Source organism: Neisseria sp., from assembly GCF_041804105.1.
In the GTDB taxonomy this organism is placed as follows: domain Bacteria; phylum Pseudomonadota; class Gammaproteobacteria; order Burkholderiales; family Neisseriaceae; genus Neisseria.
Map to the genome: position 1 here is coordinate 1 of NZ_JBHCJY010000044.1, position 16,275 is coordinate 16,275.

The following is a 16,275-nucleotide window of genomic DNA, read 5'->3' on the forward strand; positions in this document are numbered from 1 at the left end:
AACGGTAAACCCGATGCCGTCGGCGGTTTTCAGCTTCAAGGGTTCGCCTACGCCGTCCACAGGCAGCAGGCTTTCGAGTTTGAGGAACTGCATGCCGCGCCATACCTGGTTAAACAGCCCCATGCCTTTTTCCAAGGTTTCGCCGAAGCGGGCTTCTTCGCCGCGCAACGCTTCCATAATCTGGGTTTGCTTTTCTTTCAACTCGGGGTAGGCATCACCCATTTCCTTCACCAAATCGGGCACCAGTTTGTAGAAGAAGGCGTTTTTCTGGCCGAGTTTGTAGCCGTGGCGCACGGCGCGGCGGATGATGCGGCGCAACACATAGCCGCGGCCTTCGTTACTCGGCATCACGCCGTCGGCAATCAGGAAGGAGCAGGCGCGGATGTGGTCGGCAATCACTTTCAGGCTGGGAATTTCCATGCTGAAGGCCACGCCGGTTTCGCGGGCGGCGGCTTTGAGCAGGTTTTCAAACAAATCGATTTCGTAGTTGCTGTTCACATGCTGCATCACGGCGGCCATGCGCTCCAAACCCATGCCGGTATCCACCGAGGGTTTGGGCAGCGGATTCATATTGCCCGCTTCGTCGCGGTTGAACTGCATGAATACGTTGTTCCAGATTTCGATAAAGCGGTCGCCGTCTTCTTCGGCGCTTCCGGGTGGGCCGCCCCAGATATGCTCGCCGTGATCGTAGAAGATTTCGGTGCAGGGGCCGCAGGGGCCGGTGTCGCCCATCTGCCAGAAGTTGTCGGAGGCGTAGCGGCCGCCTTTGTTGTCGCCGATGCGGATGATTTTTTCGGCGGGCAGACCAATTTCGTTGAGCCAGATGTTGTAGGCTTCATCGTCTTCGGCATAAACGGTAGCCAACAGTTTTTCTTTGGGCAGGTTCAGCCATTCGGGGCTGGTGAGAAATTCCCAGGCGAATCTGATGGCGTCGTGCTTGAAATAGTCGCCGAACGAGAAGTTGCCCATCATTTCAAAGAAGGTGTGGTGGCGGGCGGTGTAGCCGACGTTTTCAAGGTCGTTGTGCTTGCCGCCGGCGCGCACGCATTTTTGCGCGGTGGTGGCGCGGTTGTAGGGGCGTTTGTCGAAGCCGAGGAATACGTCTTTAAATTGGTTCATGCCGGCGTTGGTAAACAGCAGGGTGGGGTCGTCGTACGGCACGAGGCTCGACGAGCGGACGATTTGGTGGCCTTTGGATTCGAAAAACTGGAGGAATTTCTGGCGGAGTTCGGAAGTTTTCATAGCGGTTTCTGTTGAAGGTTGAAACGGTTTCAGACGGCCTTAGGGCGGTGCGGCAGGCCGTCTGAAAAGATTGGAAAAAAGGGAAAATCAAATTCCGCGTATTCTACTGCAAAACCCGTGCCCTTGCTATGCGGACGGCTGTGCGTAAAGGTTGGAGCGGTCCGATTCGCGGGCGGAGATAAGGCCGTCTGAAAGTTTTTTTTCAGACGGCCTTCGGTGTTTTATGCGGCGGGGTCAGCGGTTATCGTCATTGTCGTTGTCGCGATCACGGTCGTTGCGGTCGTCATCACGGTCGTTGCCGCGTCTTTCCCGATCGTCGTCGCGATCGTCATGGTCGCGCTGCTGGCGGCGGTTGTCGTCGCGGTCATCATTATCACGGTCATCGCGGTCGTTTTGAACTTGGCCTGCGCGGCCGTCGTCGTTGTCGTAATCGGAACCGCCGCAGGCGCTCAGGCCGAATGCGGCAGTCAAAGCCAGCAGCAGGAGTTTTTGTTTGGCAGACATGGTCTTCCTTTCTTTAAGGGTGGTTGGGGGGAGGGCGGGTATTGCTTGTCAGCGCAGCGCTTGCACGGTCAGGATGCCCGAATAGGTGAGCAGCAGGGAACCGGCCAGATGCAGTGCGGCGGTACTGAATGCGGCGGCCAGACGGTGTTGCTGGAGCTGGCCGACGATTTCGAGCGACAGCCCCGACAGGGTGGTCAGGCTGCCGAGAAATCCGGTGATGAGCAGCAGTTTCCAATGCGGGGAAAACGACGGAAACGCGGCAAACAGTTCGGCCAGCAGGCCGATCAGGTAGGCCCCCGTCCAGTTGGCGGCCAGCGTTCCGGCGGAAAGCCACAGCGGGCTGTGGGCAAACCATAGTCCGAACAGCCAGCGCAGGCTTGCGCCGAATGCGGCGCCGACAGACAGGATGATGATGTTGTTCAGCATGGTGTATCCGGATGTTTTCAGACGGCCCTTGCCGTTATTTCCAAATCGAATTGCGCCGCTTCAAATAAAACGCGTCGTCGAAGGTGTGCAGCAGGTGCGGTTTGAGGGCGACGAATGTGGCGGTGAACAGGCCGCTTAAAAACGCTTCGCCCCAGCCGAGCAGGAAAAAGGCGGGAAACGCGCGCTGCCACAGGGCTTCGGAAGGAAACGCGCCTGCGCCGTCGAGCAGGCCGACGGTTACGAACCCTGTCAGTACCACACCGGCTGCGGAACAGATAAAGCCGTTTAAAAAGATAAAGATAAACAGATTGGCGGGCAGTTTGGACACTGCTTTGCGGAACAGGAAATTCATCAGCAGAGCGGGCAGCAGCAGGGCAAGGATGTTGGGCGCGAGCACCGCAGGCGTTGCGCCGTGCAGCAGCAGATAGGGCACGAGCAGGAGCGAAGCCAGCCAGAAAGCGGCGGGAATGCCCACCATCAGCGCGGTCAGGTTGACGCCGAGCAGGTGGTGGCTGAATCCGGCCAGTTGGCCGTGGTCGGGCGTGATGGTCAGGCTCCACAGCAAGGCCATCCACAGCGCGGCGGCCGCAGGCGCGGCAGGCCGTCTGAAAACGGCAAGCGCGGGCTTCGCGGCGGCACACAGCAATACGGCCAGCGCAATCAGCGCGGTGATGCAGGCGGCGGAAGAAAACCAGTCGGGATGGAAAGTCATGCGGCGGGGAATCGGCAAAACGGTGGAAAATCCGATTATAGTGCGGATAAAGGCATCGGGACAGGCCGCAGCGGCAAATGCCTGCGTTTCAGACGGCCTTTGCCGTCTGCATGGTTCAAAGCGGGCAAATCCTGTATGATTCATCAATTAACGATTCTTTCAGACGGCATTATGTCCAACCTCCAACCCCGCATTCCCGCCACCGCCGCCATGCTGGTGAAAAATTCCGAACGCTATCTCAAAGAGGTGCTGATTGCGCTGGCCGAGTTCGACGAAGTATTGCTGCTCGACAACGGCTCCACCGACCGCACGTTTGAAATCGCCGAAAAATTCCGCAACGTCAGCCTGTACCGCCACGGCTTTACCGGCTTCGGCCCGATGAAGAACCTTGCCGCAAAACTGGCGCAGAACGATTGGATTTTCAGCATCGACAGCGACGAAATCCCCGATGCGGAACTGGTGGCCGCCGTCCGTGCCGCCGTGGCGCAGGACAAGCGGGAAGCGGTTTATTCGCTTTCGCGGCTCAACCACTACAACGGCCGCCCGATAAAGGCCTGCGGCTGGTATCCCGACATCCTGCCCCGCCTTTACCACCGCGGTTTCACGCGCTTTTCCGAACGGCAGGTACACGAAGCCCTGATTGTTCCCGAAGGTGCGCAAACGCAGCTGCTCGAAGGCCGTCTGAAACATTATTCGTTTGAAAACGCCGAAGGGCTGATTCGGAAAATGCAGCAGTACAGCACGCTTTATGCCGAAGAAAACCGCTTCAAAAAGCGCACAAGTCCCGCCAAGGCCCTGCTGCACGGCGGCGTGTCGTTTTTCAAAAACTATTTCCTCAAGCGCGGTATCGCGGCGGGGGCGGACGGCTTGGTTATTTCCGCCGCCAACGCCCAAGGTTCGTATTACAAATACGTCAAGCTCTACGAACGCAACCGCAACATGACCGTGTCGCTCGTGGTAACCACCTACAACCGCCCCGATGCGCTCGAGCTGGTGCTCAAATCCGCATTGGCGCAAACGCGCCGACCCGACGAAATTCTGGTGGCCGACGACGGTTCGGGGCAGGATACCGCCGAAACGGTGGCACGCATCGCCCGCCAAAGTCCCATACCCGTGAAACACATCTGGCAGGAAGACGACGGCTTCCGCGCCGCCCAATCGCGCAACCGCGCCATCGCCGCGGCAAAATCCGACTACATCGTTCTGATTGACGGCGATATGCTGCTCGATCCGTCGTTTATCGCCGACCATGCCGCCGTCGCGCTCAAAGGCCGTCTGATACAGGGTTCGCGCGTGATGCTGACCGAAGCGCGTACCGAAGAAATCCTCAACCGCGCCGTATTGCCCGATTTGTCGTGCTTCTCGCGCGGCATCAAAAAACGACTGTCCGCGCTGCGCTGCCGCACGTTGGCCAAATATGCCGGCAAACGCGGCAGCCACAGCCACAAAGGCATCAAGAGCTGCAACATGGGCTTTTTCCGCAGCGATGCCTTGGCGGTCAACGGTTTCAACAACGATTTCGTCGGTTGGGGGCGCGAAGACAGCGAATTCGCCGCCCGCTGTTTCCACAGCGGCATGAAACGCCACAACCTCAAATTCGCAGGCGTGGCCTACCATCTTTGGCATCACGAAGCCGAACGCACGTCCCTGCCGCAAAACGACGTGTTGCTTCAGGCTGTGCTGGAAGAAAAACAGACCCGCTGCGAAAACGGTGTGGATGTGTTTTTGGACAAATAGGTATAGGTAGGCTGCTGCGGGTACGGTGGAGTACCGTATGGGCGGTGTGAGGCCGTCTGAAAAGTGCGGGTATGGTGTTTGTATGGGGCTGTGCATCCTTACGGTTGCGCTGCTCATGGAGCGGCTGACCGTGCCTGCATTTTATTTGCGTTTAAATGAACAAGGCCGTCTGAAAAAGTTTTCAGACGGCCTTTGGTTTGGTTGGGCGGTTGGTACGGATGTCCTGACGGACGCAAAAGCCGAAACGTACCGCCGTTATTCCTGCGCAGACGGGAACGGATGTTTACCGTTTTGAGCCATATTCCGATTTTTCAGCGGTTCGGCGCGTCATTCCTGTTTGCATGGGCATGACGCGCCGAAGTTTCAGACGGCCTTGATGTCGGCGGACTGCTTTACAGCAGCCCTTCGATCGGCAGTATCGACAGTATTCTGACCGTCATGCGTTTCCAGAAGCCGGCTTCGGGTTCTTTGGTGGAGACGGTGCGGTCTTCGGGGTTCTGCCATTGCAGACGGCCTTTGTCGTTGAGGGTCACTTTGTAGGCGTAGTCGGGGGTGGTTTTGACGAGGGTGCGCTGCATGGTGCCGGCGATTTCGGGGCTGTCGATGAGTACGCCCATTTCGGTGTTGAGCCGTGCGGAACGGGGGTCGAGGTTGAAGGAGCCGACGAAAATGCGTTTGCCGTCAACGATAAAGGTTTTGGCGTGCAAGCTGGTGGCGGAGCTGCCGGTCAGGCCGCGGTCTTTGCTTTTGGGGACGGCGTGGTTGGGTTTGAGTTCGTAGAGTTCGATGCCCGATTTCAACAGCGGTTTGCGGTATTTTGCATAGCCGGAGTGGACGGCGGCAACGTCGGTGGCCTGAAGGGAGTTGGTCAGGACGGTAACGGCGATGCCGGATGCGGCAAGGTCGCCCAGCACTTTGGTGCCGGCTTTGGTGGGCACGAAGTAGGGGGTAACGAGGTACATGTTTTTTTCGGGCTGCCGGAGCGCTTCGAACATTTTTTTTGCGATGGGCGGCTTGTGGCGGGCGCGGTCGAGGCCTTTGGCGGGATCGTCGCTGATGAGGCGGGTTTTGACGCGGTGGAATTCGGTGCGCCCGTTTTGGATGGATTCGAACAGGCGGGATTCTTCGATTTCTTTGCGGTAGCGGCTGAGAATGCCGTTTTTGTCTTCGTCGGCGAACACGAGCTGGCCGTAGCCTTTTTCGATGTTGCCGCGTTTGATGATGCTTTTGACGGGATAGGAGGAGTTGCTCGCCCAGTAGCGGTCGAAGTCTTCGGAAACTTCGGTAACGACTTTGCCGGTGGCCAATACGTCGAGGTCGGCGAATACGGTGTCTTTGCCGACGTTGAAGTATTCGTCGCCGATGTTGCGGCCGCCGAGGATGGTGGCGCGGTTGTCGGCGGTGAGGGTTTTGTTGTGCATGCGGCGGTTGAGGCGGGGGAAGTCGGTCAGGTAGCCGAGTGCGCGCCATTTGCGGCGGGTGAAGGGGTTGAACAGGCGGATTTCGATGTTTTTGTGGCTGTCGAGCGCGGTCAGGACGTGGTCGAGGCCGTTGGTGTTGTTGTCGTCGAGCAGGAGGCGCACGCGTACGCCGCGCTCTGCGGCGCGGTGGAGCAGGTTGAACAGGAGCTTGCCGGAGATGTCGTTGTGCCAGATGTAGTATTGCAGGTCGAGGGTGTGGTCGGCCGAATCGATGAGCGTGGCGCGGGCGACGAAGGCGTCGTGGGCGTCTTCGAGCAGGTAGATGCCGGACTCGCCTTCGGTTTCCTTCGGCAGGCTGAGGTTTGCGGGTTTGAGCGCGGCTTCGATGCGCGGCGCGGATTCGGGGTTGATATAGGTGCTTTCGCTGCGGTCGTCGAGCGACGGCAGGGATGCACAGCCGGTCAGGAAGGCTGGAAGCATGATAATCAGGTGTTTCGTGTTCATGGTAAAACGGATTGTGCGGGGAAGTGAGCGGACGGATTTTGTCTGGTTTTGTTATGGAGGGCCGTCTGGAAATGCGGCGGCGTGCTGACGGCTTTCGGGTGTTTTCAGACGGCCTTTGGGTCGCAGGCCGTCTGAAATTTCACACGGAACTATTCTAACCGATTTTTTCAGCTTGTCAGGTTTTCGCCGTCCGAGCGGTGCAAAAGAGAGAATATGCGGCCTGCGGCAAGGGTGAGCAGGCCGATGCAGACGAAGGTGAACCGGAATGCGGTGTGCACGTTTTCACCGCCCCAGCCGCCGGAACGCCATAGTTGCAGCAGCAGCGCCGACAAAGCCACGCCGATGCCCAGCGCAAGCTGTTGGTTGACCGCCATCAGGCTGTTGCCGCTGCCGGTTTGGTAGGGACGCAAATCGGCGATGGTGAGTGTGTTCATGGCGGAAAACTGCACCGAATTGCACAAGCCCATCGCCGAGAGCAGCGGCAGCCACAGCCAAAGCGGCGTGTCTGCGTCGGGCAGGGCGAGCATCATCATCAGAATGCCCAGCAGGGCGGTGTTCACGAGCAGTACCCTGCGGTAGCCGAAGCGGGTTAGCAGCGGCTTGATGAGCGGTTTGGCCAACAGCGATGCCAAAGCCACCGGCGCGAGCATCCAGCCCGATGCGCTTGCGCTGTAACCCAAGGCGACCTGAAGCAGCAGCGGCAGCAAAAACGGCATGGCGCCGATACCCAGCCGGCTGCACAGGTTGCCCGCCAGCCCGAGCCTGAACGTGCGCACCTGAAGCAGATGGCCCGCATACAGCGGATTTTCATGTCGCCGTGCATGTGCCGTATAGCCGTAAAACGCAGCCGCGGCAGCGGCAAACAGCAGCAGGGCAAACATGCCCGCACCGGGATGGAGGACGGTTTCCACCGCCAGCGTCAGCGAACAGGCCGCCGCCGCAAACAGCAGAAATCCCGCCAAATCCAAGCTGCTTTTTTCGCTTTTCAGTTCGGGCATGATTTTCAGCGCGACGACAATCCCCGCAATACCGATGGGCACGTTTAGCAGGAAAATCCAGTGCCACGACGCGTATTCCACCAGATAGCCGCCCAGCAGCGGGCCGACCACAGGGCCGATGAGGGCGGGCATGACCGCGTAATTGATGGCATTGAGCAGCTGCGATTTATCATATACCCGCATCACGGTCAGACGAGGTACGGGCGCAAGCATTGAGCCGCCCAAACCCTGTACCGCGCGCGCAAATACCAGCATCGGCAGGTTGGGCGCCGCCGCGCACAGCACCGAACCCGTTACGAACAGCACAACCGAGGCCACAAACACCGTGCGCGTACCGAAGCGGTCGGCCAGATAACCGCTCAGCGGAATCAGCAGGGCCACCGTCAGCGTATAGACAATCACTGCCGACTGCATATTCAGCGGCGACTCGTGCAAATCCGCCGCAATCGCAGGCAGCGCCGTGTTCAGAATGGTCGCATCCAGCATCTGCATGAAAATCGCAATCGCCAGAAGCAAAGGCAGAAAACGCGAAGGCGGCGCTTGCGGGGCGGTGTTCGGGGAAGTGGGCAGGTTCATAAGTTTTCAGACGGCCTGAAGCAGGCAGCGGGGAAATGTGTTTATTTTACATGGATTTGAAACAGAAGGCCGTCTGAAAAAGAAGGTTGTGTCCGGATGACGTGTTAAAGGTTGCGCATCAATCAAGACATGATACAAACAGCCAAAAGAAAAAGGCAGGTTGCCAAACCCGCCTTATGTATTTCGGTATTTTCAGACGGCCTTACAGCGCGGCCAGCACCGCATCGCCCATTTCCGAGCAGGATACCTGTTTCGTGCCTGCTTCGTAAATGTCGGCGGTACGCAGGCCTTGCTCCAACACTTTCTGCACGGCGTTTTCAATCTGTTTCGCGCGGGCTTCGTCGTTCAGGCTGTAACGCACCAGCATGGCAAGCGAGAGGATGGTGGCCAGCGGGTTGGCTTTGTTTTGGCCGGCGATGTCGGGGGCGGAACCGTGGGAGGGTTCGTAGAGACCTTTGCCGGTTTCATTGAGCGAGGCGGAGGGCAGCATGCCGATTGAGCCGGTAAGCATCGAGGCTTGGTCGGAGAGGATGTCGCCGAAAATGTTGCCGGTGGCGATGACGTCGAATTGCTTGGGTGCGCGCACGAGCTGCATGGCGGCGTTGTCTACGTACATGTGGCTCAATTCGACGTCCGGGTAGTCTTTGGCGACGTCGTTGAAGATTTCTTTCCATAATTCGGTGGTTTCGAGTACGTTGGCTTTATCGACGGAACAGAGTTTTTTATTGCGCTTTTGTGCGGCGTCGAAGGCGATTTTGGCGATGCGGCGGATTTCGCTTTCGCTGTATTTCATGGTGTTGAAGCCTTCGCGTTCGCCGTTTTCCAGCGTGCGGATACCGCGCGGTTCGCCGAAATAGATGTCGCCGGTGAGTTCGCGCACGATAAGGATGTCCAAACCGGCCACGACTTCGGGTTTGAGCGTAGAAGCGTTGGCCAGCTCTTTATACAGCACGGCGGGACGCAGGTTGGCGAATAAATTCAAGTCTTTGCGGATGGCCAGCAGGCCGCGTTCGGGGCGCAGCGGGCGGTCGAGGGTGTCGTATTGCGGAGAACCGACTGCGCCCAGCAGCACGGCATCGGCTTTGCGGCACAGGTTTTGCGTGAATTCGGGGTAGGGCGAGCCGTAGGCATCGTAGGCTTCGCCGCCGAGCGGGGCATATTCGTAGGCGGCATCAAGGCCGTCTGAAATCAGCTTGTCAAGCACGCGCACGGCTTGGGCGACGATTTCGGGGCCGATGCCGTCGCCGCGCAGAATGGCGATCTGTTTGGTCATGTTGGAATCCTTTGATTTGGAGTTGGATGAATCGGTTTTCAGACGGCCTTGTTGCGGTTGAAGGCCGTCTGAAAGGGTGTGCAAGGTTAAAAAACGCTTTACGGGTTCGGCGTAACCGCCCGTGTTATTGGCAGAAAAACGGGGGCAAAACGCTTCCGTTTTTTATGATTAAGCAAACACTTTCCACGCCATTGAAGCGGCGATGATGAGCAGCAGGATGCCGAAACCGAGTTTGAGTTGGCGCGGCGGCAGTTTGTGGGCGGCCTTGACGCCGATCGGGGCGCAGGCCATGGTGGCAAGGGAAAGGACGGCAACGGCGGGCAGATACCAAAAGCCGACCGAACCTTCGGGCAGTCCGCCGACGTTCCAACCTGCAAACAGGTAGCCGAGCGCGCCGGCAACGGCAATCGGCCAAGCCAGGCCGGAAGAAGTGCCGACGGCGCGGTGCGGCGGCACGTTGCAGTAGAGCAGGAAGGGGACGGAGAGCGAACCGCCGCCGATGCCGACCCAGCTCGACAGTACACCGAACAGGCCGCCGATGGCGGTCAGCGCGGGAGTGGCGGGCAACTGGCGGCTGGGTTTGGGTTTGGCGTCGGTAATGGTGCGGACGGCTACGGTAACGGTGAAGAAGATGAAGAAAACCTGCAAACCGTGGTTGGGGATGTAGCGTGCAATCAGTGCGCCCGCCAATACGCCGAGTATCATACCGGGACTCATGCGGGCGACGGTATGCCAGTCGACCGACTGTTTGCGGTGCTGGGCGAGCATGCTGGAAAACGTGGTGAACACCATCACGGCAAACGATGTGCCGACGGCCAGATGCTGGGCGTGTTCCAGCCCGTCAAGCCCCTGAAGTTTGAATACCCACAGCATCACGGGGACGAGTATCATGCCGCCGCCCACACCGAACAGTCCGGCGATAAAGCCCGACAACGCGCCTGCGGCGAGCATGGAGAGAATGATTTCGAGATTCCACATTTTCTCAGACGGCCTTCCGTTTTTTCTTCAACCGGCGCCACGCGTAATGCACATAACCCGACAGGCTGTAAATGAAAAACAGCAGAAACAGCACCGGCTCGGGCTGCATCGATACGGCCAGCAGGCCGAACACCACCAGTATCATAGTGAAAAACGGTACTTTGCGGCGGATGTTGATTTCTTTGAAACTCCAAAACGGAATCTGCACAATCATCGAAACGCCGGCAAACAGCGTGATGCCGAGGCAGAACCATTCTACGGCGGGAAAGCGTTCGTAGCTGTGGTTGACCCAAATCAGGCCGACAATCAGCGCGGCGGCGGTGGGGCTGGGGATGCCGATAAACCAGCGTTTGTCGGTTTTGCCGATGAGCGTGTTGAAGAGCGCGAGCCGCAGCGCGGCGCAGGCGCAATAGACGAAGGCGACGGTGTAGCCGATTTTGCCGAACTGCCAGAGCTGCCATTTGTAGGCAATCAGCGCGGGAGCAACGCCGAAGCTGACCATGTCGGCCAGACTGTCGAGCTGTTCGCCGAATGCGCTTTGGGAGTTGGTCCAACGCGCCACCCTGCCGTCCATGCCGTCGAGCAGCATGGAGATGAATACGGCAATCGCCGCGTTTTCATAACGGCCGTGCATGGCTTGGGTAATGGCGAAAAACGCGGCGAACAGAGCCGCGACGGTAAAGGCGTTGGGCAGCAGGTAGATGCTGTTCTGCCGCAGCGAAGGCCGCTGCGGACGGGGATCGTTCGGATATTCCATGATGTTTCCGTATCAGGCCGTTTCAGACGGCGTGAACCGATTATACCGCATCAGGCGGTTTGTTGAAGGCCGTCTGAACGGCGTTGGCATGACGTTGATGTTGCATACGGAATAATCATGACAAAAATCAATGACGGACGGTAGAAAAAGGAGTAGAGTGGATTTCGTTCAATTTTGAATATTACATACTGAAGGAGTAATCCGAATGGACAATTGGGAACAAACACTCGGAACCGGCGAGCTGCTCGGCATTGCGGCGGGCGCGATTCTGCTGATTCTGCTGCTTATCATTAAATTCCGCGTACACGCGCTGCTTACGCTGATGATTGCCAGCCTGCTTACCGCCATTGCCACCGGGCTGCCGATGGGCAGCATCGTGAACGATGTGCTGGTGAAAAACTTCGGCGGCACGCTCGGCAGCGTGGCGCTGCTGGTGGGCTTGGGCGCGATGCTCGGGCGCCTGGTGGAAACTTCCGGCGGCGCGCAATCGCTGGCCGATGCGCTGATCCGCACTTTCGGCGAAAAACGCGCACCGTTCGCTTTGGGCGTGGCTTCGCTGATTTTCGGCTTCCCGATTTTCTTCGATGCCGGTTTGGTGGTGATGCTGCCGATTGTGTTTGCCACCGCCCGCCGCATGAAAGCCAACGTTTTGGCTTACGGCATGGCCTCTATCGGCGCGTTTTCGGTGATGCACGTTTTCCTGCCGCCGCACCCCGGCCCGATTGCCGCTTCCGAGTTTTACGGCGCCAACATCGGCCATGTGCTGCTGCTCGGCCTGCCGCTGGCGGTGATTACCTGGTATTTCAGCGGCTACCTGCTCGGCCAAGTGCTCGACCGCAAATTCGCCGTGCCCGTGCCTGATATTTTGAGCGGCGGCAAACAAGACGACGACCCGCCGCAAGAGCCGGCCAAAGCCGGCACGGTTATCGGCATCATGCTGATTCCCATGCTGCTGATTTTCCTGAACACCGGCCTGGCCACGCTGGTGGCCGAAAAAGCCGTCAGCGCCGACGAAACCTGGGTACAGGCATTGCGCATGATCGGTTCCACCCCCGTCGCGCTCCTGATTTCGGTGTTGGTTGCCATGTTCGTACTCGGCCGCAAACGCGGCGCAGAAGGCAGCGCGCTCGAAAAAACCATCGACGGCGCACTCGGCCCCGTGTGCTCGGTGATTCTGATTACCGGCGCGGGCGGCATGTTCGGCGGCGTATTGCGTGCATCGGGCATCGGCAAAGCCCTGGCCGACAGCATGGCCGATTTGGGTATTCCCGTTCTGCTCGGCTGCTTCCTGGTGGCGCTCGCACTGCGCATCGCGCAAGGTTCGGCCACCGTGGCCCTGACCACCGCCGCCGCGCTGATGGCACCCGCCGTGGCCGCCGCAGGATTCAGCGACTGGCAGCTTGCCGCCGTGGTGCTGGCGACCGCAGCCGGTTCGGTGGGCGTGAGCCACTTCAACGACTCCGGCTTCTGGCTCGTCGGCCGCCTGCTCAATATGGACGTGCCGACTACGCTGAAAACATGGACGGTCAACCAAACGCTGATTGCGCTTATCGGCTTTGCCCTCTCCGCGCTGGCGTTTGCCGTGCTGTAAGGCCGTCTGAATGCTTTTGCAGAATACCGTACCGACAGCGTAACTTGTTCAGACGGCCTAATCTGAATCCGAGGCCGTCTGAAAAACCAAATCTTTGCAGTACCATAAAGGCCGTCTGAAAATTTCTGGCGGAGGGACTAAAGGTTGACGCATGAAACCGTAAAGCCGCGCAGACCATTGTTTCCGCCGTCCGCCGTAAAATGGGCGACGGCACTCGGTCTGCCGCACTTGATAACCATGATACTGCTGCTCCCTGCCGCACCGCTGTGGCTGCTCGGCGGTGTTGCCGGACTGGCCGGTGCGCTCCCTTATTTGGAAACATGGGAGATAACCGCAACGGTGGCCGCCGTGTTGCTGCTGATTGCAGCGGTGGCGGCTGCGGGCTGGAAACAGCGCCGTAAAGCCGCAGGCCGCCGACTGGTGTCGTTGGCCGTATGGTTATGGTTTGCACTGGGCTTTTTCTGCCTGTCGATACATTACTGAAACATTGCCGGATGATGTTTTTTAAAAATCCGTTTACCGAATTTCAGACGGCCTGATCTACTGCTGGATGCCGTCTGAAAAAACCAAGCAAGGAGATTGTGATGACCACGCATTTCGTCGTAATGGGCGTTTGCGGCTGCGGTAAAACCACCGCCGCGCTTGCCCTGCAACAACATTTCCAATGCCCCTACGCAGAGGGCGACGAATTCCACACCCAGGCCAACCGCGACAAAATGGGCGCGGGCATACCGCTCACCGATGACGACCGCTGGCCGTGGCTGCGCAACCTGCGCGACTGGATGACGCAGCAGTCGCAGTCGGGTGCGGCTTACAGCATCGTAACCTGTTCCGCCCTCAAACGTGCCTACCGCGACATTCTGCGCGAAGCCGAAGGGCAAACCGTTTTCATCCACCTCGCCCCGCCGCAGGCCGTGAACCTCGAACGCATGATGGCGCGCAAAGGCCATTATATGAAGGCCGACATGCTCGATTCGCAGCTGGCGATTCTGGAAGAGCTCGGCTCCGGTGAAGCGGGCGTGAAAATCGAAAACTCGGGCAGCCCTGCAGACGTTCAGGCCGAAATGCTGGCTTGGATAAAGGCGCAGGGGTTTGGGAAAACCGCATAACCGCCGCGTGTACGGCACACGCCGTCTGAAAAATGTTTTCAGACGGCGTATCCTTTTGTACTGGCTGCGGCAAACCTCAAAAAACCTTAGGTACGGTTAGGAGGTACGCCGTAACCGTACGCAACATTTTCAGGTGCGGACACATTGTTTCAAACGGTCTGCCCATGCTGGCACACCGCGTAAATCAAGGCAGTGCGCAGACAGGTTGAACCATCACTAACCGAACCGGCCGCATCAATAACTCGGCAGCCGCATTACAGGCGTATCGGAACGGTGCGGAGTGCCGGAAAAATACTGTCGATGACAGTCCAGGGTAAAATTCATTGACATTCCTTGTTGTTAACCACTAATCAAATTTTATATATTAAATATATATGTTGAATCCATATGTAATTGATGATTATTTATTTTTATTTTAATAACTTAACTTAAATTATAACTAATTTTGTTTTATATGTATATTATATGGTAATGCATATATTGAATTTTTTATATATTGCAATTTAAATTTTTATATTTAAAGGAGTTTGTTATGAGAACATTAAATTTTAATGAATTGAATTATGTCTTTGGCGGTAGAGTGGGAGATGCTGCTGCTCGTGGCATTCTTATTGCTCGTATCTTTAGCTCGTATCGGAGAGATAACAGTCCTGATCAATGTCAAGCTTGTATGTAATTTTGGCTGATATAGATAGTCAGGTTAAAATAAAAGCTACCTAATCCAATAGGTCGGGTTGACAGTCCAACATTATCTATTTGATGTTGTGGGATTAAAATATCCCCACTGACAGGCCGTCTGAAAGTTTTTCAGACGGCCTTCGTGTATAATTCCGTTCCCTTTTGCAAACAACCGTTCCGCCGAAAACACGCCATGTTCCGCAAACTTTTTACCGCCGCCGCATTGTCCCTGTGTTCCCTGCCTGCCGCCGCTTTCGATTTCGGCGGGATACCGCCGGAATCGCTGTCGCTGTACGTGCAGGATTTGAACAGCGGGCGGATGCTGGCCGAACACCGTGCCGACGAACCGGTCAATCCCGCTTCAACCATGAAGCTGGTAACGGCGTTCGCCGCATTCCGTGCGCTGGGGGCGAACTACCGCTGGAAAACCGGATTCAAAAGCACGGCGGGAATCGGGAACGGCGTATTGCAGGGCGATATTTACTGGCAGGGCAGCGGCGACCCGGTCTTCGACCAGAAAGACCTGCTGGCGGTGCAGCAGCAGTTGCGCGGCAAAGGCATCCGCAATATCGCGGGGCAGTTGGTGCTCGACCGCAGTTTGTGGACGGATACCGGTTCTGCCGACGACTTCGCCAATGACGCGCGCGAAGCCTTCACCACCGCGCCGGATCCGGTCATGCTCGCCTATAAAGTGGCGTGGCTGAAAGCGGAGGACGACGGCGCGGGCGGCGTGAACATCACCAGCAACCCGCCGCTGCCCGAAATTCCGTTGGTTAACCGCGCGGCATGGGATGAAAAAAACGCCGATGCCGAGTGCAAGAAACCTTCGGCCTATCTCAATGCGGGTTACAACGGCGGCGCGCTGCATGTCTCCGGCAAGCTGCCGCGTTCCTGTGCGGGCAAGGAAATATTTGTCAACATGCTGACGATGCCCGAATTTGCCGCCAAAAGTTTCGTCAATCATTGGCGTGGTGCGGGCGGGCAGATTTCAGACGGCCATCGGGAAGGCGTTACGCCGTCTGAAGCCGCCACGTTGGCCGTGGCCGAATCGAAGCCGCTGCATGAAATCCTGGCCGACATGAACAAACATTCCAACAACGTCATCGCCCGCACCGTTTTCCTGCAACTGGGCGGCAAACGGCAGGACGGCCAAACGGTGCGGCGTGCCGAAAGCGTATTGCGCAGGGAATTGGGCGAAGCCGGCATCCGCACGGACGCGTTGGTACTGGAAAACGGTTCCGGCCTGTCGCGCCGCGAGCGCGTAAGCACCCGTATGCTCGGCGAAATGCTCGAAAAAACCTATTACAGCCGCTTCCGGCAGCATTTTATCGACAGCCTGCCCGCAGCGGGCGGCGACGGTACGCTCAAAACCCGTCTCAAACAGGCAGGCAGCAGCCTGCGCCTGAAAACGGGTACGCTGAAAAACGTGGCGGCATTGGCAGGATACTGGACGGGTGGACGGCCTTTGGTGGTCGTCGCCGTCATCAATCATGAAAACGCCGCCAAATACCAGCCTGCGCTCGACCGGCTCGTTACCCGCATCGTCAGCCAAATTGAATGGGAACAGGCCTACATCCGCCGCGACATCCCCGCCGCCGCCCCGCCGCGCCGTTTCGCCCTGTGGCAGTTTTTAAAGCCGCTGCGGTATCAAGCATGTTATCCGAACTGTTCGGGTTAACCCGTGTCGGCGATGAAAGGCCGTCTGAAAACTTTTTCAGACGGCCTTTCATGTGTTTCGCGGCATTTGCACAAGTATCCGTTTCATAAGA

General features: G+C 57.8%; 14 protein-coding genes. 5 read left to right on the forward strand and 9 right to left on the reverse strand.

Annotated elements, in window-relative coordinates:
• From alaS to ACEYDX_RS04465, 4 genes are all read right to left on the reverse strand, one after another.
• Window positions 1-1,242, reverse strand: a 1,242-nt coding sequence (alaS, locus tag ACEYDX_RS04450) for an alanine--tRNA ligase (RefSeq protein ID WP_373740827.1), incomplete at its 3' end; no start/stop codon positions are given.
• A gap of 234 nt (window positions 1,243-1,476) precedes the next feature.
• Window positions 1,477-1,746 (reverse strand): hypothetical protein, encoded by a 270-nt coding sequence (locus tag ACEYDX_RS04455; RefSeq protein WP_373740828.1) that lies wholly within the window; start codon window positions 1,744-1,746, stop codon window positions 1,477-1,479.
• 48 nt (window positions 1,747-1,794) lie between these two features.
• On the reverse strand, window positions 1,795-2,172 hold the full coding sequence (locus ACEYDX_RS04460) for a CrcB family protein (RefSeq protein WP_373740829.1): 378 nt from the start codon (window positions 2,170-2,172) through the stop codon (window positions 1,795-1,797).
• A 34-nt stretch (window positions 2,173-2,206) separates the two neighbouring features.
• Window positions 2,207-3,028, reverse strand: a complete 822-nt coding sequence (locus tag ACEYDX_RS04465) for an energy-coupling factor ABC transporter permease (protein ID WP_373740830.1) — start codon at window positions 3,026-3,028, stop codon at window positions 2,207-2,209.
• Here ACEYDX_RS04465 and ACEYDX_RS04470 point away from each other — a divergent pair.
• The gene (locus ACEYDX_RS04470) at window positions 3,020-4,621 is read left to right on the forward strand and encodes a glycosyltransferase (protein ID WP_373740831.1); all 1,602 of its coding nucleotides are present in this window, start codon (window positions 3,020-3,022) and stop codon (window positions 4,619-4,621) included. The genes ACEYDX_RS04465 and ACEYDX_RS04470 overlap by 9 nt on opposite strands.
• A 392-nt stretch (window positions 4,622-5,013) precedes the next feature.
• Here ACEYDX_RS04470 and ACEYDX_RS04475 read toward each other — a convergent pair whose 3' ends face one another.
• From ACEYDX_RS04475 to pssA, 5 genes are all read right to left on the reverse strand, one after another.
• A complete protein-coding gene (locus ACEYDX_RS04475; RefSeq protein ID WP_373740832.1) occupies window positions 5,014-6,546 on the reverse strand; it encodes a phospholipase D family protein in 1,533 nt (510 codons plus the stop codon).
• Window positions 6,547-6,713: 167 nt separating this feature from the next.
• A complete protein-coding gene (locus ACEYDX_RS04480; RefSeq protein ID WP_373740833.1) occupies window positions 6,714-8,120 on the reverse strand; it encodes a DHA2 family efflux MFS transporter permease subunit in 1,407 nt (468 codons plus the stop codon).
• 202 nt (window positions 8,121-8,322) lie between these two features.
• Window positions 8,323-9,393, reverse strand: coding sequence for a 3-isopropylmalate dehydrogenase (gene leuB, locus ACEYDX_RS04485; RefSeq protein ID WP_373740834.1), 1,071 nt, complete (start codon window positions 9,391-9,393; stop codon window positions 8,323-8,325).
• A 168-nt stretch (window positions 9,394-9,561) separates the two neighbouring features.
• On the reverse strand, window positions 9,562-10,371 hold the full coding sequence (locus tag ACEYDX_RS04490; RefSeq protein WP_373740835.1) for a sulfite exporter TauE/SafE family protein: 810 nt from the start codon (window positions 10,369-10,371) through the stop codon (window positions 9,562-9,564).
• A gap of 4 nt (window positions 10,372-10,375) precedes the next feature.
• Entirely contained in the window at window positions 10,376-11,128 is a 753-nt protein-coding gene (pssA, locus tag ACEYDX_RS04495; RefSeq protein ID WP_373740836.1) for a CDP-diacylglycerol--serine O-phosphatidyltransferase, read from the reverse strand.
• 205 nt (window positions 11,129-11,333) lie between these two features.
• Between pssA and ACEYDX_RS04500 the strand changes: the two genes are divergently transcribed.
• From ACEYDX_RS04500 to dacB, 4 genes are all read left to right on the forward strand, one after another.
• Complete coding sequence (locus ACEYDX_RS04500) at window positions 11,334-12,719, forward strand: GntP family permease (protein WP_373740837.1); 1,386 nt, start codon at window positions 11,334-11,336, stop codon at window positions 12,717-12,719.
• Between the two features lie 144 nt (window positions 12,720-12,863).
• A complete protein-coding gene (locus ACEYDX_RS04505) occupies window positions 12,864-13,202 on the forward strand; it encodes a hypothetical protein (RefSeq protein ID WP_373740838.1) in 339 nt (112 codons plus the stop codon).
• Window positions 13,203-13,303: 101 nt separating this feature from the next.
• The gene (locus ACEYDX_RS04510) at window positions 13,304-13,828 is read left to right on the forward strand and encodes a gluconokinase, GntK/IdnK-type (protein ID WP_373740839.1); all 525 of its coding nucleotides are present in this window, start codon (window positions 13,304-13,306) and stop codon (window positions 13,826-13,828) included.
• Window positions 13,829-14,699: 871 nt separating this feature from the next.
• Window positions 14,700-16,184 (forward strand): D-alanyl-D-alanine carboxypeptidase/D-alanyl-D-alanine-endopeptidase, encoded by a 1,485-nt coding sequence (gene dacB, locus ACEYDX_RS04515; protein ID WP_373740840.1) that lies wholly within the window; start codon window positions 14,700-14,702, stop codon window positions 16,182-16,184.
• The last annotated feature ends 91 nt before the right edge of the window (window positions 16,185-16,275 follow it).